The 20,332-nt window shown below is 62.4% G+C and carries 21 protein-coding genes and 1 pseudogene; 10 read left to right on the plus strand and 12 right to left on the minus strand.

The genetic code is table 11. The annotated features are described in order from the left end of the window. Positions 1–62: 62 nt before the first annotated feature. On the plus strand, positions 63–1,055 hold the full coding sequence (locus NR126_RS21060; protein ID WP_256831029.1) for a diaminopimelate epimerase: 993 nt from the start codon (positions 63–65) through the stop codon (positions 1,053–1,055). Positions 1,056–1,108: 53 nt separating this feature from the next. Here NR126_RS21060 and codA read toward each other — a convergent pair whose 3' ends face one another. The 4 genes from codA to NR126_RS21080 all read right to left on the minus strand — a co-directional run bounded on the left by codA (position 1,109) and on the right by NR126_RS21080 (position 4,932). Then, positions 1,109–2,353 carry a cytosine deaminase gene (gene codA, locus NR126_RS21065; RefSeq protein ID WP_256831030.1) on the minus strand — a complete coding sequence of 415 codons (1,245 nt, stop codon included), beginning with the start codon at positions 2,351–2,353 and terminating at the stop codon, positions 1,109–1,111. A 140-nt stretch (positions 2,354–2,493) separates the two neighbouring features. Then, on the minus strand, positions 2,494–3,315 hold the full coding sequence (locus NR126_RS21070; protein WP_256831031.1) for an alpha/beta fold hydrolase: 822 nt from the start codon (positions 3,313–3,315) through the stop codon (positions 2,494–2,496). Positions 3,316–3,401: 86 nt separating this feature from the next. Continuing rightward, a complete protein-coding gene (gene queD / locus NR126_RS21075) occupies positions 3,402–3,758 on the minus strand; it encodes a 6-carboxytetrahydropterin synthase QueD (RefSeq protein ID WP_007915588.1) in 357 nt (118 codons plus the stop codon). Between the two features lie 94 nt (positions 3,759–3,852). Beyond that, entirely contained in the window at positions 3,853–4,932 is a 1,080-nt protein-coding gene (locus NR126_RS21080; RefSeq protein ID WP_256831211.1) for a patatin-like phospholipase family protein, read from the minus strand. Between the two features lie 101 nt (positions 4,933–5,033). Between NR126_RS21080 and NR126_RS21085 the strand changes: the two genes are divergently transcribed. Genes NR126_RS21085 through NR126_RS21100 form a run of 4 tightly spaced genes read left to right on the plus strand, consistent with a single transcriptional unit; the run spans position 5,034 to position 7,635 of the window. Next, on the plus strand, positions 5,034–5,342 hold the full coding sequence (locus tag NR126_RS21085; protein ID WP_027618753.1) for a PepSY domain-containing protein: 309 nt from the start codon (positions 5,034–5,036) through the stop codon (positions 5,340–5,342). Further along, positions 5,342–5,653, plus strand: a complete 312-nt coding sequence (locus NR126_RS21090) for a PepSY domain-containing protein (RefSeq protein WP_027618754.1) — start codon at positions 5,342–5,344, stop codon at positions 5,651–5,653. Before NR126_RS21085 ends, NR126_RS21090 begins: the two co-directional genes overlap by 1 nt. Positions 5,654–5,656: 3 nt before the next feature. Continuing rightward, complete coding sequence (locus NR126_RS21095; RefSeq protein ID WP_027618755.1) at positions 5,657–6,325, plus strand: response regulator transcription factor; 669 nt, start codon at positions 5,657–5,659, stop codon at positions 6,323–6,325. Then, positions 6,322–7,635, plus strand: coding sequence for a sensor histidine kinase (locus NR126_RS21100; protein WP_105755357.1), 1,314 nt, complete (start codon positions 6,322–6,324; stop codon positions 7,633–7,635). Before NR126_RS21095 ends, NR126_RS21100 begins: the two co-directional genes overlap by 4 nt. Positions 7,636–7,670: 35 nt before the next feature. On the opposite strand, the gene NR126_RS29040 is transcribed toward NR126_RS21100, so the two are convergent. Beyond that, positions 7,671–8,426, minus strand: coding sequence for a methyl-accepting chemotaxis protein (locus NR126_RS29040; protein WP_372827078.1), 756 nt, complete (start codon positions 8,424–8,426; stop codon positions 7,671–7,673). A gap of 102 nt (positions 8,427–8,528) precedes the next feature. Then, positions 8,529–9,953: pseudogene (locus NR126_RS29045) on the minus strand (HAMP domain-containing protein); the annotation flags it as partial. Positions 9,954–10,077: 124 nt separating this feature from the next. Here NR126_RS29045 and NR126_RS21110 point away from each other — a divergent pair. After that, positions 10,078–11,394 (plus strand): Na+/H+ antiporter family protein, encoded by a 1,317-nt coding sequence (locus tag NR126_RS21110; protein ID WP_177327249.1) that lies wholly within the window; start codon positions 10,078–10,080, stop codon positions 11,392–11,394. Between the two features lie 105 nt (positions 11,395–11,499). Here the strand turns inward: NR126_RS21110 and yegQ are convergent, their stop codons facing one another. Further along, a complete protein-coding gene (gene yegQ, locus NR126_RS21115; protein WP_256831035.1) occupies positions 11,500–12,825 on the minus strand; it encodes a tRNA 5-hydroxyuridine modification protein YegQ in 1,326 nt (441 codons plus the stop codon). Between the two features lie 158 nt (positions 12,826–12,983). On the opposite strand from yegQ, the gene NR126_RS21120 reads away from it, so the two are divergent. Further along, positions 12,984–14,045: an AI-2E family transporter gene (locus tag NR126_RS21120; RefSeq protein WP_027618760.1), complete on the plus strand. Its 1,062-nt coding sequence runs from the start codon at positions 12,984–12,986 to the stop codon at positions 14,043–14,045. On the opposite strand, the gene NR126_RS21125 is transcribed toward NR126_RS21120, so the two are convergent. The 3 genes from NR126_RS21125 to NR126_RS21135 all read right to left on the minus strand — a co-directional run bounded on the left by NR126_RS21125 (position 14,042) and on the right by NR126_RS21135 (position 15,202). Next, the gene (locus NR126_RS21125; protein WP_027618761.1) at positions 14,042–14,224 is read right to left on the minus strand and encodes a hypothetical protein; all 183 of its coding nucleotides are present in this window, start codon (positions 14,222–14,224) and stop codon (positions 14,042–14,044) included. The two genes, NR126_RS21120 and NR126_RS21125, sit on opposite strands and share 4 nt — an antisense overlap. Positions 14,225–14,329: 105 nt before the next feature. After that, positions 14,330–14,524: a hypothetical protein gene (locus tag NR126_RS21130; RefSeq protein WP_027618762.1), complete on the minus strand. Its 195-nt coding sequence runs from the start codon at positions 14,522–14,524 to the stop codon at positions 14,330–14,332. A gap of 324 nt (positions 14,525–14,848) precedes the next feature. Beyond that, positions 14,849–15,202, minus strand: a complete 354-nt coding sequence (locus tag NR126_RS21135) for a hypothetical protein (RefSeq protein WP_027618763.1) — start codon at positions 15,200–15,202, stop codon at positions 14,849–14,851. A gap of 243 nt (positions 15,203–15,445) precedes the next feature. Between NR126_RS21135 and NR126_RS21140 the strand changes: the two genes are divergently transcribed. Next, positions 15,446–16,264 carry a shikimate 5-dehydrogenase gene (locus tag NR126_RS21140; protein WP_256831039.1) on the plus strand — a complete coding sequence of 273 codons (819 nt, stop codon included), beginning with the start codon at positions 15,446–15,448 and terminating at the stop codon, positions 16,262–16,264. 15 nt (positions 16,265–16,279) lie between these two features. Here NR126_RS21140 and NR126_RS21145 read toward each other — a convergent pair whose 3' ends face one another. Further along, positions 16,280–16,927, minus strand: a complete 648-nt coding sequence (locus tag NR126_RS21145) for a YceH family protein (RefSeq protein WP_027618765.1) — start codon at positions 16,925–16,927, stop codon at positions 16,280–16,282. A 137-nt stretch (positions 16,928–17,064) separates the two neighbouring features. Here NR126_RS21145 and NR126_RS21150 point away from each other — a divergent pair, with 137 nt between their 5' ends. Beyond that, entirely contained in the window at positions 17,065–17,574 is a 510-nt protein-coding gene (locus NR126_RS21150) for a DUF1993 family protein (protein ID WP_027618766.1), read from the plus strand. Positions 17,575–17,634: 60 nt separating this feature from the next. Here the strand turns inward: NR126_RS21150 and sstT are convergent, their stop codons facing one another. After that, a complete protein-coding gene (gene sstT, locus NR126_RS21155; protein ID WP_256831051.1) occupies positions 17,635–18,867 on the minus strand; it encodes a serine/threonine transporter SstT in 1,233 nt (410 codons plus the stop codon). A 306-nt stretch (positions 18,868–19,173) separates the two neighbouring features. Here sstT and NR126_RS21160 point away from each other — a divergent pair, with 306 nt between their 5' ends. Beyond that, complete coding sequence (locus NR126_RS21160) at positions 19,174–20,328, plus strand: MFS transporter (RefSeq protein ID WP_105755353.1); 1,155 nt, start codon at positions 19,174–19,176, stop codon at positions 20,326–20,328. Positions 20,329–20,332: the final 4 nt, after the last annotated feature.

The following is a 20,332-nucleotide window of genomic DNA, read 5'->3' on the forward strand; positions in this document are numbered from 1 at the left end:
GACCGCTGGGCTGCGAAGCCTTAGAGTAGGGCATCGCTTGGTCCACCCATTCAGGATGCCCTATGACTGCTTTATATGATGCGCGCGGTAATCGTTACGTCGTTGTCAGTCCCGCCGAACTGCGCCAACGCAGTATCGCTCTGCCGGACGACGCACGCCAGGCTGCGCAAACCCTCGCTACCTGGAGCGCGCGGGCAGTCGAGTTCTGTTGCAGCTGGGCGCCAGGCACCCAGCCGACAGGGGCCAAGTCTCATCGCTCGGATGGGCTGCTGGTGGGACCCTTTCAGGACGCGTCGCCATTCGATCTGTTGATCGTCAATACCGACGCGACGCTCGCCGAGCGTAGTGGCAACGGGCTGACGATTTTTTCCCAGGCCTTGAGCGATCAAGGGCTGTTGTCCGACGGCGAGACCTTTGTGCTCAGGGTCCACCACGACAAATCCGACAGCCCTTCGCCGGGCCAGACGCTGGTGAAAGCCGCTGAGGTCGAGGACGTGAAAGGGTTCTGGCTCGACCTTGGCCAACCCGGTTTCGGGCCGGCGGCGGTCAGCGCCGTGGGCGTTGCAACGGTGCTGTTGAATGACCGTGAACTGAGCCAGGTTGAACCGCTGACGGCGCTCAACCCGGCGTGGTCGCGCAGTCAGTTTGTGCGGGTGGGTAATCCGCATTGTGTGACGCTGGTGGACGGTACCGATGATCTGCCTGGCAATCAGCAGATGGGCGAACCGGGCTTGGTCGAGGGGCTGACGCGCATCGCTTATTCGATGCCGGCCGGGGCGGGCAATCCTTGTGTGGCGGGGGTCAATCTGCAATGGGCGATGCGTTTGTCCGACGGGCATCTGGCCGCGCGGGTGTTTGAACGGGGCGAAGGGCCGACGGCGTCGTCCGGCACCAGCGCCAGTGCCGTGGCCAGCGCGGCGTGGCGGGTGGGTTGGGTCGGTGCCGGGAAGGTGAAAGTGACCATGCCCGGAGGCACGGCGCCGATTTTGTTGGAGGAAGAGTTGGGGCAATTGAGTCGGGTGAGTTTGTTTGGTACGGCTCAGCGGATTGATTGACTGTTACATCGCTTTCGCGAGCAGGCTCGCGAAGACGCCAGTCCAGACACCACTTAACGCTGATCAGCCATCTCCACCACCGCCATGGTCCGCTTCATCAGCACCTTGCCACCGCGAATCGAATACAGCGGCAAGCCCTGGCTGCGGATCACTTCGTAGTCGCTGTCGGCTGACAGGATCAGCAGGTTCGCCGGGCGTCCCGGCTCCAGTCCGTAACGTTCACCGAGGGCCATGGCTCTGGCGCTGTTGTCGGTGATCAGGTCGAGGGCGCTTTGCAAGTTGCGGTAGCCGAGCATGTGGCAGATGTGCAGACCGGCTTCCAGCACCCGCAGGATGTTGCCGTTGCCCAGGGGGTACCAGGGGTCGACGATCGAATCCTGGCCAAAACACACGTTCATTCCGGCTTCGAGCAGCTCGTTGACCCGGGTCACGCCACGGCGTTTCGGGAAGTTATCGAAACGCCCCTGCAGGTGAATGCTCTCGGTGGGGCAGGAGACGAAGCTGATCCCCGAGTGGCCGAGCAAGCGGAACAGCTTGGCGCAGTAAGCGTTGTCGTAGGAGCCCATGGCCGTGGTGTGGCTGGCGGTTACCCGCGAGCCCATGCCCCGGCTGCGGGCTTCTTCGGCCAGCACTTCGAGGAATCGGGAGTGCGGGTCGTCGGTTTCGTCGCAATGCACGTCCACCAGGCAGCCCGTGCGTTCGGCCAGGTCCATGAGGAATTTCACCGAGCTGACACCCTGGTCGCGGGTGTACTCGAAATGCGGAATCCCGCCCACCACATCGGCGCCCAGGGCGATCGCCTCGGTCATCAATTCGCGCCCGTTGTGGTAGGACTCGATGCCTTCCTGGGGGAAGGCGACGATCTGCAGGTCGATCAGGTGCCGGCTTTCCTCGCGCACTTCGAGCATCGCCTTGAGCGCGGTGAGCTGCGGGTCAGTGACGTCGACGTGGGTGCGTACGTGCTGGATGCCATGGCGGGCGAGGGCGTCGATAGTCTTCTTGGCGCGTAGCTTGGTGTCTTCCGGGGTGATGGTGGCCTTGCGCTCGCCCCAGCACTCGATGCCCTCGAACAGCGTGCCGCTCATGTTCCAGCGCGGTTCGCCAGCGGTCAGGGTGGCATCCAGATGAATGTGCGGCTCGACGAAAGGCGGCACCACCAGGTTGCCGGCGGCGTCGAGGTCGTCCGGGCCCAGGGTCGGCGCTTCGGTCTGGCGGGCGATGCTGGAAATCAGGCCGTTTTCCAGGTGCAGTTCATGCAAACCTTCGCGGTTGCGCAGGCGGGCGTTGATGATGTGCATCAGGCGAATCCCTTTATAGATCTTCTAGTGCTGTGCTGGAGGAGCGGGTACCCAGGACGTAGGTCAATGGCATATACGTTAGCGCGCCAGCACCGATGTCGACCAGCGGCGCAATCCACGACAGCAAACGCTGTGCCGGTTCAATGGGGCGGGAGAAATCGCAGCAGCGCAGTGACTATGGCTTGCGGGGCGTCTTCCTGGACGAGATGTCCGGCATTCGCGATCGGATGAAATTGCGATCCGGGAATCATCGCGTGCAGCGCCCGGCCCCGCTCGATGGGAATCCACTGATCCTCTTCGCCCCAGAGGATCTGCACCGGGCAGCGAATTTTCGGGTACAACGGTTGCGCTTCCAGGGTATAGCGCTCGTCCATCTGGGCGATCTGCCGATAGAACGCCGCTTGCCCGGGATCGCCCAGCCACGGTTGCACGTACGGCATCAGCTCTGCATCCGGAATGTCGCGCTGAATTGCCCCGAGAATATACGCCGGCACAATCGCACGTTGAATGTAATCGGGCAGCCCGCTGAACGCCGCTTCATGTTGGCGCACGTGCTGGACGAACGGCGAGCCCCAGGGCGTTAGTGCGACTGGATCGATCAGGGTCAGGCTGCGGTAATCCTTGCCATCGAGCAGGTGCGCGCGCAGCGAAGTGGCGCCACCGAAATCGTGGGCGACCACGTCGGGGTGATCCACTCCCCAGTGATCGAGCAATTGCGCCAACAGTTGATTTTGCACGCCAAGTGATACATCGGCGTCCGGCTGCGCGGATTGGCCGTAACCGAGCAAGTCGAAATAGTGCACCTGGTGCGTGGCAAAAAAGTGCGGCGCAATCCGATGCCACACGTAAGACGAAAACGGCGTGCCATGCACAAACACCAGCGGCGGGCCGTCGCCGTGTACCGCGTAACGGATCTGCTGTCCCTGGAAATCAAAGACCTGGTCCAGCAGCCAGTCCGTCATGGGCTTGTCCTCTTGGCAGGTTTTAACCAGCAAGCATAGGCATAAAAAAACCACCGGGCTCGGTGGTTTTTTCGCCAGCGCAGGATTTACTCACCGCGATAGATGCAACCGCTGGTGCATGTCTCATGAATCCGGATCGCACTCAGCTCCGGCAGCAGTGGCTTCATCTCGTTCCAGATGAACTTGGCCAGCACTTCACTGGTAGGGTTTTCCAGGCCGGGAATGTCATTCAGGTAGTTGTGGTCCAGGCGCTCGTACAGCGGCTTGAAGATCGCCTTGATTTCCGAGAAGTCACGGATCCAGCCGGTATGCGGGTCGAGGTCGCCACTGAGGTGCAGCGCCACCTTGAACGAGTGACCGTGCAGGCGCCCGCACTTGTGGCCGTCCGGGACGTGGGGCAGGCGGTGGGCGGACTCGAAGGTAAATTCTTTGAAGATTTCCACAGTGTCTTGAGCTCTATCAGTTGGCTATCGCCCGCGGCGATGGGGCAGGCGGCGAGTTTAACAGCTTGAAATACGGCGTGCGGGAAAACACTGACTAAAGGGTCAGCAAGTGCTCGCCGAGGCGACCGTTGGCCGTCAGCTCAAGGAATTCATCCCCCAGGCGCCGGCTTTCTTCCATGGTGGTTCGCCAGTACTTTTGCCGGCTCGCGGCGTCGCCCATGAAGCGTTTGAAGTCATTGCGGTCGGGCAACTTGCCGTAGGGCAAGCGGGCCAGGTACTCCTTCGACGGCGCCAGCAGCAAGACGTCCTGCAAGCGCGTCGTGCAGGCCCGGCGCCAGGGCAGGGTCTTGTCGAACCAGCCGGGAATCACCCGGTCGGTGAAGTGCGGGTAGAGCACGATGTCGTCGCCGCTGTAGGGCAGGTCGAGGTGATAGTCGAGCAGGCCACCATCGCGAAAGGTGCCTTCGCCAGCGCCCGGCAGATCGCGCACGCCTTGCATGACCATCGGGATCGAGCCCGAAGCCAGCAGGGCCTGGCGCAAGTTGCCGGCGTTCAGCGCGACAAAACGCGAAGGGAAATCCTCCAACGCATGCACGGGTGGGGCGCGGCGCGGGTCGTGGATGATCAGCCGCTCGAAATGCCGCGACAGCCGGGCGCGACCCCGCAGGTTGTCGGCGATCACCGAGGACAGCCCCAGCCCCAGCCGCCCGCGATGGTCGTCGGCGAGCAGGCCGTGGCTCTTCACCACCATGATGTTCAAGCGGTAGTCGGGGGTGTCGAGGATCCGTGCGTCCTGGCCATCGAGCAGGTCGTCGAGCATGCGCTGCGAGCTTTGGCTGATCTGCGCCATGCTCACGCCTTTGGCGAAGTCCTGTTCGGTATACAACTCACCGAGACGGCGGAGGCCTTGCGCGGCATCCGGTAGGCAGGCACTGGCGAAGCGCCAGGAGCCCACCGAGGCGCCGATCAGCGAACGTTCGCGTGGCGCGGCCGGCAGCCACTCACCGAACAGCGCCAGATCCAGCCCCTGAATACCCAGGGCTTTCGGGCCGCCGGCCGCGCCGGGCAGGGTGCTGACCTGTTGCGCGCTCAAGCCGTCCCGGCGAATCCGCGCGAATGCCCGTGGGCCGGCCTTGAGGGTCAGGGCCGGGAATTTGATGTGGATTGCAGTCATTGCGCTCTCGCCGGTGATCCGTTGTGCATCGATAGTGGCCATTCAGTTTCAATTAAGTTCTCGGCGGTAGTCTGGGGCCATACCGATTTTGGAGGCATCCCATGAAAACCCTGACCACCCTGTTCACTGCCAGCCTTGTGGCCCTGACCGCCAGCCTGGCCCATGCCCGCGATCTGGGCCCTGACGAGGCCCTGAGATTGCGTGACGCTGGTACCATTATGTCTTTTGAAAAGCTCAACGCCATTGCACTGGCCAAGCACCCCGGCGCCGCCGTCACTGAAACCGAACTGGAGCAAGAGTACGGCAAGTACATCTACCAGATCGACTTGCGTGATCCCCAAGGCGTGGAGTGGGACCTGGAATTGGACGCGGTCAGTGGCCAGGTGCTCAAGGATCATCAGGATAGGTAATGAAGTTGAATCTGCGCGCCTATGGGCTGTCAGCCCTTGCGTTACTGGCGGTGTGTTCGGTGGGGCTGGCCCGTGACCTGGATCAGGACGAAGCCCTGCGCCTGCGCCAGCAAGGAGTGATCCTGCCGCTGGAGCAGTTGCTGCAGCAGGCGCTGGACCGCTATCCCGGCGCCAAATTGCTGGAGGCCGAGCTGGAAGAGAAGCATGACGTCTACATTTATGAGGTCGAGCTGCTGACCACCGAAGGGGTGGTGCGCGAGCTGGACCTGGATGCCAGGACCGGGCGTTTACTCAAAGACGAGGAAGATTGATCGATGCGTTTGCTTCTGGTGGAAGACCACGTGCCGCTGGCCGACGAGATACTGGCCGGCCTCACTCGCCAGGGTTACGCGGTGGATTGGCTGGCAGACGGCCGCGATGCGCTGTATCAGGGCCGCAGCGAGCCGTACGACCTGATCATCCTCGACCTCGGGCTGCCCGGCGTGCCGGGGCTCGAGGTACTGAGCCAATGGCGCGCAGCGGGGCTGGCGACCCCGGTGCTGGTGCTGACCGCGCGCGGCTCCTGGTCCGAGCGCATCGAAGGGCTGAAGGCCGGCGCCGATGACTACCTGACCAAACCCTTTCACCCGGAGGAGTTGCACCTGCGCATCCAGGCGCTGCTGCGTCGCTCCCACGGCCAGGCCAACCAACCCACGCTGAAGGCCGCCGGCCTGCAACTGGACGAAGGCCGCCAGTGCGTGATCAGCGAAGGCGCCGAGGTCCAGCTGACCGCCGCCGAATTCCGCCTGCTGCGCTACTTCATGCTGCACCCGCAGCAGATCCTCTCGAAAAGTCATCTGGCCGAACACCTGTACGACGGCGAAACCGAGCGCGATTCCAACGTCCTTGAAGTGCACGTCAATCACCTGCGGCGCAAGCTGGGGCGCAGCGTGATCGAAACCCGTCGCGGCCAGGGCTACCTGTTCGGCGGGCAGGGCCAGTGAGGTCGATTCAGCGGCGCTTGAGCCTGGGCCTGGTCAGCGTGATGCTGATCGTCGGCCTGGTGCTGGCGCAAACCAGTTTGTGGCTATTCGAGCAGGGGTTGCAGCGCTACCTCGAAGCCGGCCTGCGCAATGCCAGTGAAAACCTGCTGCTGGCGCTGGTGCGTGGCCCGCAAGGGTTGCAACTGGATGAGCGACGACTGTCGCCGGCGTACCAGCGGCCGTTTTCCGGGCATTACTTCAGTATCGATTTTGCCGACACTCACTGGCGCTCGCGGTCGTTGTGGGACCAGGAATTGCCAGCGTTGGAACAGCCCGGCTTGCGCAGCAACCTGCAACTGGGCCCCGAAGGCCAGCAACTGCTGGTGTTGCGTTCGGACTACCGGCGTCAGGGCCAGGCAATCTCCATCAGCGTGGCGCAGGATTACACGCCAGTGCGCGAGAGCTTCCAGCGCATGCGTCAGATCGGTCTTGGTCTGGGGCTGGCCGGGCTGTTGCTGATCCTGCTGCTGCAACGGCTCACCGTGCGCCGCGCCTTGCGTCCTCTGGAAACCGCCCGTGAGCAGATCGCCCAACTGCAACAAGGGCAACGCTCGCAACTGGACACCGAAGTCCCGGCGGAACTGGAGCCATTAGTGGCGCAGATCAATCATCTGTTGGCGCACACCGAAGACAGCCTCAAGCGTTCGCGCAATGCCCTGGGTAATCTCGGTCACGCGCTGAAGACGCCACTGGCGGTGCTCTTGAGTCTGGCCGCCAGCGACAAGCTCGACGCCCATCCGCAGTTGCGCAAAGTCCTGCTGGAGCAACTGGAGCAGGTGCAACAGCGGCTCAATCGCGAACTCAACCGTGCACGCCTGGCCGGGGATGCATTGCCCGGCGCGCAATTCGACTGCGACGCTGAGCTACCGGGATTGCTGGCGACCCTGAACATGATCCACGGTGAGCATCTGCAACTCAGCTATGTCGCTGCGAGGGGATTGCAGCTGCCGTGGGATCGCGAGGACGTGCTGGAGCTACTGGGCAATCTGCTGGACAACGCCTGCAAATGGGCGGATGCCGAGGTGCGCCTGGGCGTCGAGGCAACGGCCGGCGGCTTCGTGCTGGCGGTAGAAGATGATGGTCCCGGCATCCCGCAAGAGCAGCGCGATCAGGTGATCAGCCGTGGCACTCGGCTGGACGAGCAGACCGATGGCCACGGTCTGGGCCTGGGCATCGTGCGTGACATCGTCGAAGCCTGGGGCGGCCAGTTGCACCTGGAAGAAAGCCAGTGGGGCGGGCTCAAGGTGCGCATCGAGCTGCCCGGTCACTGAGCGGCGGTGCGTCAAGCGCACCGCCACAGGCAGGGTCAAACGCGGAACTGATCCATCAGGCTCTGTTGCTGGTTGGCCAAGCTGTTGAGCGACTGGCTGACCCGCGCCGACTCGTTGGCTTGCTCCGATAACGACTCGGTGACGTCGCGGATGGTCGCCACGTTATTGTTGATCTCTTCGGCCACAGCGCTTTGCTCCTCGGCGGCACTGGCGATCTGCAGGTTCATGTCGGTAATCACCGTCACCGCATCGCCGATCTGGCGCAGGGCGGTCACCGCCTGGCTGACCTGCTCGACGCTGCCTTGGGCCTGGCGATGGCTGTTGCCCATGGCACCCACCACATCCTGGGTACCGCTTTGCAACTGCTCAATGACCTGGCGGGTTTCCTCCACCGACTCCTGGGTACGGCGTGCCAGGTTGCGCACTTCGTCAGCGACCACGGCAAACCCGCGTCCGGCCTCTCCGGCACGGGCGGCTTCGATGGCGGCGTTGAGCGCCAGCAGGTTGGTCTGCTCGGCGATGGCGCGAATCACTTCCAGTACCGAGCCGATTTTCTCGCTGTTGGCGGCCAGGCCTTCGACCTGGGCCATGGCGGTGCTCATGTCGGCGGCCAGGCTGTCGATGCTCTGGGTGGTGCGGTCGATCACGGTCAGGCCCTGGCGCGTCGCCTGGTCGGCATCGCGCGCGGCTTGCGCGGCCTGGGCTGCGCTGCGGGCGACGTCCTGGGCGGTGGCACTCATTTCATGGGAAGCGGTGGCCACCTGGTCGACCTGGCGGTACTGCTGCTCCATGCCGGCGCTGGTCTGGGTGGCGATCGCCGAGGACTGGTCGGCGGTGCCCCGCGCATCCTGCACCGAGCGTTTGACGTCGGCGATGATCGGTTGCAGTTTGTCGAGGAAGCGGTTGAACCAGCCGGCCAGTTGTCCCAGCTCGTCCTGCTTGTCGTAGGCCAGGCGCCGGGTCAGGTCGCCTTCGCCGCTGGCGATGTCCTGCAGCATGTCGGCGACGCCGAGAATCGGCCGGGTGACGCTGCGGGCCATCAACCACACCAGCAACAGGCCGATGATGGCGGCGACCAGGCCGAGGCTCAGTTCGATCAGGGTGTCGCTGGTGTTGCTGGCATCGAGTTCCTGTTTGAGTGCTTCGGCCGGGCCGACCAGCACCTTCTCCGGCACATCAAGCAGTACGCCCCAGGGTTTGCCGCCGGGAATCGGCTCGAAGGGCGACAACACTTTCAGATGCTGATGGTTGCGCAGGCTCTGGGTCTGCAGGCTGCTGCCGAGCATGCGCAGCAATTCGGCGCCGCTGTCCTTGTCCACCGCAGTCAGGCGCTGGCTGAGTTTGCTGGCGTCAGGGCTGTAGCCGGCAAGCAGGCCCACGGGGCTCAAGATGCTGACGGCGGTCTGGCCATCGTAGAGTTTGCGGCTTGCCTGTTGGCTGATCGCCTGCAGGCTGTTGAGGTTGATGTCCACCGACAGCGAAGCGATGACTTTGCCGTCGACTTGCAGCGGGAAGACGATGCTGGTCATCAGTACGTTCTGGCCGTCGATCACGTAGAAGTACGGTTCGATCACGCACGGCTTGAGGGTCGTACGCGGGCAGGTGAACCAGGCGTTAGCCGGCTCGCCACTGGGGCCGGTGCTGGTGTCGGCCATGTCGCTTTCCGGCAGCGCCATCGAATTCAGCTTGCCGGCTGTGGGTTGCGACCAGTACAGGGCGAAACGGCCCTTGTCGTTGCTGCCCAGCTCATGCTGGCCGGCGAAGAGTTCGTCCTTGCCATCCAGGGCATTGGCTTCGAACACCAACGATAGGCCGAGCAGTTGCGGGTTGCCCAGCAGTGCCGATTTGACTTGACGGGTTAGGTCTTCACGCAGGTCGTAAGCGTCGAGGAAGCGTTTTTGCGCCTGGTCGCGCAGGAACAGCACCTGGCGCGAAAAGCCGTGGCCGTATTGATAGGCGTCCATGAACTGCTGACGAATACCCAGCGCCTGCACTTCACCCTGGGCTTCGATGCGCGCCTGCGCCGCTTCATTGAGCATGCTCATGCTCGAGGCCTTCACCAGCGCCGAACTGTGCTCCATGCGATACAGCGACAGACCCACCAGCAAGGTCACGATGGCGGCCAGGCAGAGGCCGGCCAGCAGGGTGATTTTCCATTGAATCGACAGCTGTCTGAGTGACATGGAGGCGCCCCTAAATCGATAAATATCCAAGACTTTGCCCTGTAACGGCACAGCCAGCGCTTTCTTGAGCGTGAGGGCCGGGGCCGGCCACGGAAAACAAAAGCCGACGCCTGCACTTGCAGCTTGGGGCGGCATGGGGCACAGTGCGCGCCCTCTAATAAAACCTCCATTTCATCCGGTGTCGGCGCGTGCAGCTGGCTGGCCGGTCTCTACCCGTTTGCGCCGGTTTTTATCGGCGATCTGCTTTGAGGTAACCATGATTAATGCTGTCATTGCCGCGGTCGGCATCATGCTGGTGCTCAGCCTGTCACGTGTGCATGTAGTCATCGCGCTGATCATCGGCGCGCTGGTCGGTGGCCTGACCGGTGGCCTGGGGATCGAGGCGACGCTCAAGGCGTTCAACAGTGGCCTGGGTGGCGGCGCGACCGTGGCCTTGTCCTACGCCTTGCTCGGCGCGTTCGCCGTGGCGATTGCCAAATCGGGTCTGGCCCATGCCCTGGCGGACAAGGCCCTGGCGCTGGTTGATCGGCAGGACGCCAACGGCGGCGGCCAGGTCAAGTGGCTGCTGATCGGCCTGCTGTGGATCGTCGCGATCGCCTCGCAGAACATCCTGCCGATCCACATCGCCTTTATCCCGCTGCTGGTGCCGCCGTTGCTCTACGTGCTGACCAAGCTGCAACTGGATCGGCGGTTGATCGCCTGCGTCATGACCTTCGGCCTGATCACCCCCTACATGTTCCTGCCGGTGGGTTTTGGCAACATCTTCCTCAACGAGATTCTGCTGGCCAACGTGGCCAAGAGCGGGGTCGACATCAGCGGCATCAACGTCACCCACGCCATGGGCATCCCGGCGCTGGGCATGGTTTTCGGCCTGTTGCTGGCGTTTGTCAGCTATCGCAAGAAACGTGTGTACGACCTGGAAAAAATCGAGCGGGTCGAACAGGTCGCGGTGCAGTACAACCCGCTGACGCTGCTGGTGGCCGGCCTGGCGATTGCCGCGGCGTTCATTATTCAGTTGCTGCTGGATTCGATGATTATCGGCGCGCTGGCCGGGTTCCTGATCTTCTCGGTTTCCGGTGTCGTGCGCTGGCGCGAGACCGATGACTTGTTCACCGAAGGCATGAAGATGATGGCGATGATCGGTTTCATCATGATCGCCGCCTCGGGTTTTGCCGAAGTGATGAAGGCCACCGGCGAAGTGCAGACCCTGGTCGAAGCCTCAGCCTCGTGGATCGGCCACAGCAAGGGCATTGGCGCGCTGTTGATGTTGCTGGTGGGGCTGCTGGTGACCATGGGCATCGGCTCGTCGTTTTCCACGGTGCCGATCCTCGCCGCGATCTTCGTCCCGCTGTGCGTGCAACTGGGCTTCAGCCCGCTGGCCATCGTCTGCATCGTCGGCACCGCCGGCGCCTTGGGCGACGCCGGCTCACCGGCCTCGGACTCGACCCTCGGCCCGACCTCCGGCTTGAACATCGACGGCCAGCATCACCACATCTGGGACACCGTGGTGCCGACTTTTCTGCATTACAACTTGCCGTTGTTGGCGTTTGGTTGGGTGGCGGCGATGGTGCTTTGATTGGAGGGGGTGGGAGTTGGCGTCACTGCAGGAACGGATAAACACCCCGCGAAAATGCCAATCGCGGGCAAGCCCGCTCCCACAAAGTGATAACCGACGGCAAATTCAATCCCCCCGCACATCCCGCATCAACAACCCAAACCCCAGGTCCACCGCATCCGGGATCGGCAGGTAAACGGTGTGGCCATCACCCGGCGCCACCTGCAATGCCTCGCCCTGGGCGTTCTGCAATTCATGCAGGTCGAAATGAAAGTTGCCCTTGGGCGTCATCAGTTCCATGTGATCGCCCAGGGCAAAACGATTCTTCACCTTGACCTCGGCCAGGCGCTCGCGCCGCTCCCCCGTCAACTCGCCAACAAACTGCTGGCGGTCGCAGACTGAACTGCCGTTCTGATAGTTCTGGTATTCATCGTGCACATGGCGGCGCAGGAAGCCTTCGGTGTAGCCGCGCTGGGCGAGGGATTCGAGGTCGGTCATCAGGTTGCGGTCGAACGGTAGGCCGGCCGCCGCATCGTCGATGGCCCGGCGGTAGACCTGAGTGGTACGTGCGCAATAGAAGTGCGATTTGGTCCGGCCTTCGATCTTCAGCGAATGCACGCCCATTCGGGTCAGGCGCTCGACATGCTGCACCGCGCGCAGGTCCTTGGCGTTCATGATGTAGGTGCCGTGTTCATCCTCGAAAGCCGGCATCAGCTCGTCGGGGCGATTGGCCTCCTGCAGCAGGAACACCTGCTCGGTGGGTGTGCCGATGCCCAGGGTCGGTTCCGGGACATAGCTCTGGACGATATCCCCGGTGAGGTTTTCCTGGGCCGGTTGCGCCGAATACTTCCAGCGGCAGGCATTGGTGCAACTGCCCTGGTTGGCATCGCGCTTGTTCATGTAGCCCGACAACAGGCAGCGCCCGGAGTAGGCCAAGCACAGCGCGCCATGCACGAACACTTCGAGCTCCATGGTCGGCACCTGCTGGCGGATTTCCTCGATCTCTTCCAGCGACAACTCCCGCGAGAGGATGACCCGGCTCACACCCTGTAACTGCCAGAACTCGACGCTGGCCCAGTTCACCGTGTTGGCCTGCACCGAGAGGTGGATCGGCATCTGCGGGAAGTGCCGGCGTACCAGCATGATCAGCCCCGGGTCGGACATGATCAGCGCGTCCGGGGCCATCTCGATGACTGGAGCCAGGTCCTTGAGGAACGTCTTCAGCTTGGCGTTGTGCGGGGCGATGTTGACCACCACGTAGAAGCGCTTGCCCTGGGCCTGGGCTTCACGGATGCCGAGGGCCAGATTGGCGTGATCGAACTCGTTGTTACGCACCCGCAAGCTGTAGCGCGGCTGCCCGGCGTACACCGCATCGGCGCCATAGGCGAAGGCATAGCGCATGTTTTTCAGGGTTCCGGCGGGGGCGAGCAGTTCGGGTGGGGCGAGTGTCATGGCGAAGTCGACCGTAAAGCGCGCGAGGGTAAGACAAAGGCCGGGGACGATTATTGATCTGGATCTATTTTCAATGCACAAACCACGGCACTCGGGCGTTTCGCCGCGGACTAAGCCTTTAGATAGACGCAGTGGGCGTTTTGTTAAATGGACCGGCCATGAACCACACCTCAATACAAAACAAATCGCTGATGGTACTGCTCGTGCTGGTATCCATTGCTTTCATCTGGATTCTGCTGCCGTTCTACGGCGCGGTGTTCTGGGCAGTGATCCTCGGCATCGTGTTTGCACCCATGCAGCATCGCCTGCAATTGAAATTCGGCTGGCAACGCAACCTGACCTCGCTGTTCACGCTGGGCATTTGCCTGGTGATCGCGATCTTGCCGGTCATTGTCACCGGTGTGCTGTTGGTGCAGGAGGGGACGACGCTTTACAAGAACATCGAAAGTGGCCAACTGGATATCGCCAGCTACGTGGCGCAGTTCAAACACAGCCTGCCGCCGTATTTCCAGCACCTGCTGGACCGTTTCGGCATGGGTGAGTTGAACGGTCTGCGAGAGAAAATCGTCAAGAGCGCGATGCAGGGCAGTCAGTTCCTCGCCAGTCAGGCGTTCAGCTTCGGCCAGGGCACCTTCGAGTTCGTGGTGAGCTTTTTCATCATGCTGTACCTCCTGTTTTTCTTTCTGCGCGACGGTGCCGAACTGGCGCGCAAGATCCGTACAGCGGTACCGCTGGACGAAAATCAGAAACGCCGGCTGCAGCTCAAGTTCAACCGCGTGGTGCGCGCCACGGTCAAAGGCAACCTGTTGGTGGCGGTTACCCAGGGTGCCCTGGGCGGCTTGATTTTCTGGTTCCTCGACATTCCCAGCGCGTTGCTCTGGGCGGTGCTGATGGCGCTGCTGTCGCTATTGCCGGCGGTCGGGGCGGGGATCGTCTGGGTGCCGGTAGCGGTCTGGTTCCTGCTCAGTGGCGCAATTTGGCAGGGCGTCGTGCTGGCGTTATTCGGGGTATTCGTGATCGGCCTGGTGGACAACGTCCTGCGCCCGGTGTTGGTGGGCAAGGACACGAAGATGCCGGATTACCTGATCCTGATCTCTACCCTTGGCGGCCTTGGCATCTTTGGTCTCAATGGCTTCGTCATCGGGCCGCTGATCGCCGCATTGTTCATCGCCAGTTGGGGCTTATATGTCGAAACCAAACCCAAGGTGCAGTTGCCTTAGGCCTGCAAGGCGAAGCCGCTGAGGCGTTGCGACAATTCCTGGGCGGCGGGCAGCGAAGTCAGGGGACCACTGATGGCTTCGCCGTCCTGCACCAGGTACCAGCAGGCGAGCAATCCCAGCTCTCTGAGGGGCGCAGGAACGGCGCTACCAATTACGGACATGATCTGGACTTGGGACATAACTACCTCCATCAATCGATGGAGCTACCTTAACGGCGCGCGGGTCCCGGGAAAAATCACTGCGCTTGATAGTCGACATTGACGTCGTTGACGTCGTTGAGGTCGTCAGTCGACCACCTGGTCGAGCATGTTCATGACTTCGCGGTCATTGAGCAGGCCTTTGCGCACCAGGTTCTCTGCCAGCAACGAGAGCAACTTGGCGCTGCGATGGCCCTCGAGGTGCTTGAGTTCGGTCAGGGTGTTGTAGACCTTGCTGGCAGTACCGAGGCCAACGATGCGATGGGGGTTTTGCGTGGGCATAAGGGTCGTCCTTGTTTTTATTGAGCGTTGTGGCGGACAGGCCAGAGCTTGCTGGCCTGTCGTGACATAAATATGACAGAGGAGTGATAAGGCCGAGACATTCGTCCGATTAATCATGGCGCATCCGGGCGCAGTCGCTGTTCCAGCAGCGACCTTGGCAGGATTTATTCAGACATTTTCATGGCACTGCCGCTTTTATGTGGGAGCGAGCTTGCTCGCGAAGAACGTTAACGATTTCGCGGACATCCTGAATGTACGCGGCGGTCTCAAGTTCTTCGCGAGCAGGCTCGCTCCCACAAAGGCAGTACCTTTATAGACCATCATTTACCAACGCGGGCCGTAATACCCATGGGGCGGGCCGTAGTAGCCGCGCGGCGGGCCGTAGTACACCGGCGCCGGACGGTAGTAGATCGGTTGCTGCACATACACCGGTTGCGGTTGGTAGTAGACCGGTGGCGGTTGCTGGACGTACACCGGCTGCGGCTGCACATAGACCGGCTGCTGCACGTACACCGGGCGCTGCGAGTTAGCGATTACCGAACCCGCGACCACGGCACCCACTACCGCGCCGACCGCTGCCGGTGCACCCCAGCCGTAGCCACCGCCGTGGGCTTGCGCCTGGCCGGCAACAGCCAAGGCGCCGATCAACAAGGCAATTGCAGGAAGTTTAAGGCTCATGATGGTTCCTCACAGATCCTCCCCTGGCGCCCGGTCTGCAATAGACCGGGAATGGTCGCGGGGATAACTCTCAGACAGCTTTTTTCGGTGATTTGACAACGCGCGTGGGTAAATTTTGTGTAAGGTCTGAACCGCTGTTCAAGCCCGTCCGCTACACGCTGGCGGCGCTACAGCCATGATTGATCAAAGCCGATGGGCTGGCGATTGCCGTCCATCCGAACGTGCGCATCGAGGGAGTTCCACATGCAGATGAACCCGAACAAAGACACCCAACTGTGCATGTCGCTATCCGGGCGTCCGGGGAATTTCGGCCTGCGCTTTCACAACCATTTGTATGAGCAATTGGGCCTGAACTTCTATTACAAGGCCTTCAGCAGCCAGGACTTGCCAGGCGCCGTGGCCGGAATACGCGCCCTGGGCATTCGCGGTTGTGGCGTGTCCATGCCGTTCAAGGAAGCCTGCATTGCCTTGGTCGACGAGCTGGATGCCTCTGCGGCGGCGATTGCCTCGATCAACACCATCGTCAACACCGACGGCCATCTCAAGGCCTACAACACGGACTACATCGCCATTGAGCAACTGCTTAAAACCCACTGCGTGCCAAAGGACTCGACCTTCGCCCTGCGTGGCAGCGGAGGCATGGCCAAGGCCGTGGCCAGCGCTTTGCGCGACGGCGGCTACGCCAATGGGCTGATTATTGCGCGTAACGAAAGTGCCGGGCGCGCCCTGGCGGATGCCCTGGGTTATCGCTGGCAGGCAGCGTTGGGGGAGGAGCGTCCGCAGATGCTGATCAACGTCACGCCGATCGGCATGACCGGCGGCAGCGAGGCCGATCAACTGGCGTTTCCTGCCGGGGTGATTGATGCCGCACAGACCGTGTTCGATGTGGTGGCGATCCCCTCGGAAACCCCGTTGATCGTCCGGGGGCGGGCGGCCGGCAAGCGGGTGATCACCGGTCTTGAAGTGATCGCCATCCAGGCGCTGGAGCAGTTCGTGCTCTACACCGGCGTGCGCCCCAGCGAGGCGCAGTTCCAGCAAGCGGTGGCCTTCGCCCGCAGTTGACCCGCAGCCAGTGGTTTATTCGAGCCGGGCCAGGCGCTCTTCGAGAGCAGCGATTCGCGCTTCCAGTTCTTCGATGCGCTCCAGCGACACACCACCGCTGCTGCGTTCAACCGGGTTCTGCCGGGCGGCGAGAATCGCTTCCATGTCCGCCGGGTCACCCAAGGTGTGCATGTAGCGGTCTTCGCGCTGGCCGGACTGGCGTGCAATCAGCATCGCCAGGCCACGGGCAATCAGGCGCTCCAGTTGGTGCACGACCTGCTCGGCGTCCTCGAAGTCATGCATGCGGCCGCTACGGGTCAACAGTTCGTTGACGGTCTGTGGGCCGCGCAGGAACAGCAGGCCGCTGAGGATGACCTGGGCCGGAACCAGTTCCAGCGCCTTGTCCAGGCGATGCTCCCAGCGGTCGGCGCGGCTGCCCATCACCAGTCGGGCAAAACCCCGGCCTTCGAGCGCTCGCAGACTTTGCCCGACCTGGCCCTGGCTGAGGTTCATCACCGGTTCGCGGCTGGTTTTCTGGTTGCAGGCGATGACCACGGCATTCAGGGTCAGCGGATAGGTTTCCGGGCTGGTGGCTTGCTTCTCGATCAGCGAGCCGAGGATCCGCAGTTCCGTGCTGCTCAGGCGCAGTGCGTCGTCGGTGGAGGTGTCGTGTTCGGTGCTCATCGCGCTTTCCCTATCCAGTCGAAGCCGTCTAGCCTAATCCTTGCACGGTAAAAGACAAGCCGCACGCGGCCCTCGGCAGGGCTATAATCGCGCCACGCTGTAGACCGTTCTCCCCGCACCCTCCACAAGAGACTGCCATGACCATTTCCCTGTACGCCGCTTCCGTTCCCGTCTTCAAGCAAATGCTCAATGCCCTGAGCGATGTGCTGAACAAGGCCGAGGCCCACGCCACGGCAAAAAATATCGAGCCGAATGCCTTGCTGCAGGCACGCCTGTTCCCCGATATGTTCCCATTGGTCCGCCAGGTGCAAATCGCGGTGGATTTCGCCAAGGGCGTTTCGGCGCGCCTGGCTGAAGTCGAGCTGCCAAAATACGACGACAGCGAAGTGACCTTCGCCGATTTGCAGGCGCTGATTGCCAAGGTGTTGGCGTTCATCGACGGCATTCAGCCTGCGCAGATCGATGGCAAGGAAGGCATCGAGATCGTTACCCGTCCGGGCACGCCGAAAGAAAAACGCTTCAGTGGCCAGTCCTATCTGCTGACCTACGGCCTGCCGCAGTTCTTCTTCCACGTCACCACCACCTACGCGATCCTGCGCCACAACGGTGTGGAAGTTGGCAAACGCGATTACATGGGCGCGTTCTAAAGCTGCATAAAAAGCCCGCCCTGGTTTGAGCCGGGGCGGGCTTTTTGTTGTCGGCGGTTTTTATGCCGCTTGCTTGTCGCGCTCTTCCTCGGCCAGGCAGGCCGCGGCGGTGAACAGCACGTCAGTGGAGGAGTTGAGGGCGGTTTCCGCCGAGTCCTGCAACACACCGATGATGAAACCGACGGCTACTACCTGCATGGCGATTTCGCTGGGAATGCCGAACAGGCTGCAGGCCAGCGGGATCAGCAGCAGCGAACCGCCGGCGACACCGGAGGCACCACACGCGCAAATCGCCGCGACCACGCTGAGCAGCACGGCGGTCGGCAGGTCCACGGCAATCCCCAGGGTGTGCACGGCGGCCAGGGTCAGCACGGTGATGGTGATCGCCGCGCCGGCCATGTTGATGGTCGCACCGAGCGGGATCGACACCGAATAGGTGTCTTCATGCAGGCCCAGGCGGCTGCTCAACTCCAGGTTGACCGGAATGTTTGCCGCCGAACTGCGGGTGAAGAACGCAGTGATCCCGCTTTCACGCAGGCAAGTCAGGACCAGCGGATACGGGTTGCGACGCAGCTTCCAGTAGACGATCGCCGGGTTCATCACCAGCGCGACGAACAGCATGCAACCCAGCAGCACGCCCAGCAGGTGCAGGTAGCCGAGCAGTGCGCCGAAGCCGGAAGTGGCGAGGGTCGAGGCCACCAGGCCGAAAATACCCAGCGGTGCGAAGCGAATCACCACGCGCACGATCAGGGTCACGCCATTGGACAGGTCATCGAGCACGGTGCGAGTGGTTTCGCCGGCGTGGCGAATAGCGATGCCCATGCCGATGGCCCAGGCCAGGATGCCGATGAAATTGGCGTTCATCAGTGCGCTGACCGGGTTATCGACCACGCTCAGCAGCAGGCTCTGCAGCACTTCAGTGATGCCGCCCGGCGCGGAAACCGCGATGTCGTGCGTCGACAGCACCAGGCTCGACGGGAACAGAGTACTGGCGACGACCGCGACCACCGCCGCAGCAAAGGTGCCCAGCAGGTACAGGAACAGGATTGGGCGGATATGGGTTTCCTGGCCGTGCTTGTGGTTGGCGATCGAGGCCATGACCAATATGAACACAAGGATCGGCGCGACCGCTTTCAGGGCCGAGACAAAGACCTTGCCAATGAAGCTGGTGGACTTCGCCACTTCTGGCGCCAACAGGGCCAGGGCAATGCCGGCGATCAGGCCGATGACGATCTGGGTCACCAGGCTGGTGCGGGTGAATCGTTGCAAAAGAGTGGGCGGGGCAGCAGTCATAGCGGTATCTCTGTTTTTTTTAAGGTGTCGCGGATCCCATGAGCCTGCCGGCAACAACGGGCAGGCTGGCAGGACAGGCGGGTAACGCGAAATCGGTCATGGCTGAACGATGTCAGCCTGGCGCGGGGGCGCGGACTTTAGCACAGCGTAGGCAATTTCCTTCAGGCCTGTGACGATTGGACGCCGGGCCAGTCGACCCGCGTTTCCCCGTGCGGGACCCATTCTGGTAAGCTGCGCCATCCTTTTTTATCTCTTCCAGTGAGCCTTCGGGCTGTCGCTGGCGTTGTCGTTTTCCCGGAGTTACCCATGCTGTTGCCCATCCTGCTGTTGTCTGCCGCCGGATTTACCGTGCTGACCACGGAATTCGTGATTGTCGGCCTGCTGCCGTCGATCGCCCGCGACCTCGACGTCAGCGTTTCCCAGGCCGGGCTGCTGGTGACCCTGTTCGCCTTCACGGTCGCCGCCTTCGGCCCGTTCCTGACCGCCTTTTTTGCCCGGTTCGAGCGCCGGCGCCTGTTTATCAGCGTGCTGGTCCTGTTTGGCCTGGCCAACACCCTGGCGGCCCTGGCGCCGAACATTTGGGTCATGGCGGTGGCGCGGCTGATCCCGGCGCTTGGCCTGCCGGTGTTCTGGGCGCTGGCCAGTGAAACGGCAGTGGACATCGTCGGGCCGGACTACGCCGGGCGGGCGATCGCCAAGATCGGTTTCGGGATCGTCTGCGCCACCGTGTTTGGCATCCCGGTGGGTACCCTGATCAGCGATGCATTCGGCTGGCGCAGCGCGTTCGCTATCCTGGCGGTGATTGCCCTGGCCAAGGCCTTGCTGCTGTTTATCTACCTGCCGAAAACCGACCTGCACCACCAGCAGGTGAGTTTGCGTTCGCAGTTCAAGATCTTGCGCAGCCCGCTGATGCAGGGCCATGTGCTTCTATCGATCCTGGTCTTCAGCGGCATGTTCACCGCCTACACCTACCTGGCCGATATCCTTGAGCGTCTGGCCGGATTCGACGGAACGGTCGTCGGCTGGTGCCTGATGGGTTTCGGCGCGGTTGGGCTGATCGGCAACTCGCTGGGCGGGCGCATGGTTGATCGCCATCCGCTGATCGCGTCGATGGTGTTCTGTGTCTTCATGATCGGCGGCATGGTGGCGCTGGTGCCGAGCATTCACTCGACACTCGGGTTGGCGGCGGCCTTGGGTATCTGGGGCGTGACTCAGGCGGCGTTGTTCCTGGTCAGCCATGTGCGCTTGATGAAAGCGGCACCCCAGGCACCGGCCTTTGCCGCGTCGCTGAACATTGCCGGGGGCAACTTGGGCATTGGCCTGGGCGCGCTGGTGGGGGGGAGGGTGATCGACACTCTGGGCCTGGGCAGCCTTGGCTTCGCCGCGGCAGGTTTTATCCTGGTGTCCGTCCTGCTGGCGCTGCTGCTGATGAAAACCAAGGCGGCGCCGGTCTGCGCCTGATCTC

Origin of the sequence: Pseudomonas sp. Pse1, assembly GCF_024519635.1 — a bacterium.
In the GTDB taxonomy this organism is placed as follows: domain Bacteria; phylum Pseudomonadota; class Gammaproteobacteria; order Pseudomonadales; family Pseudomonadaceae; genus Aquipseudomonas.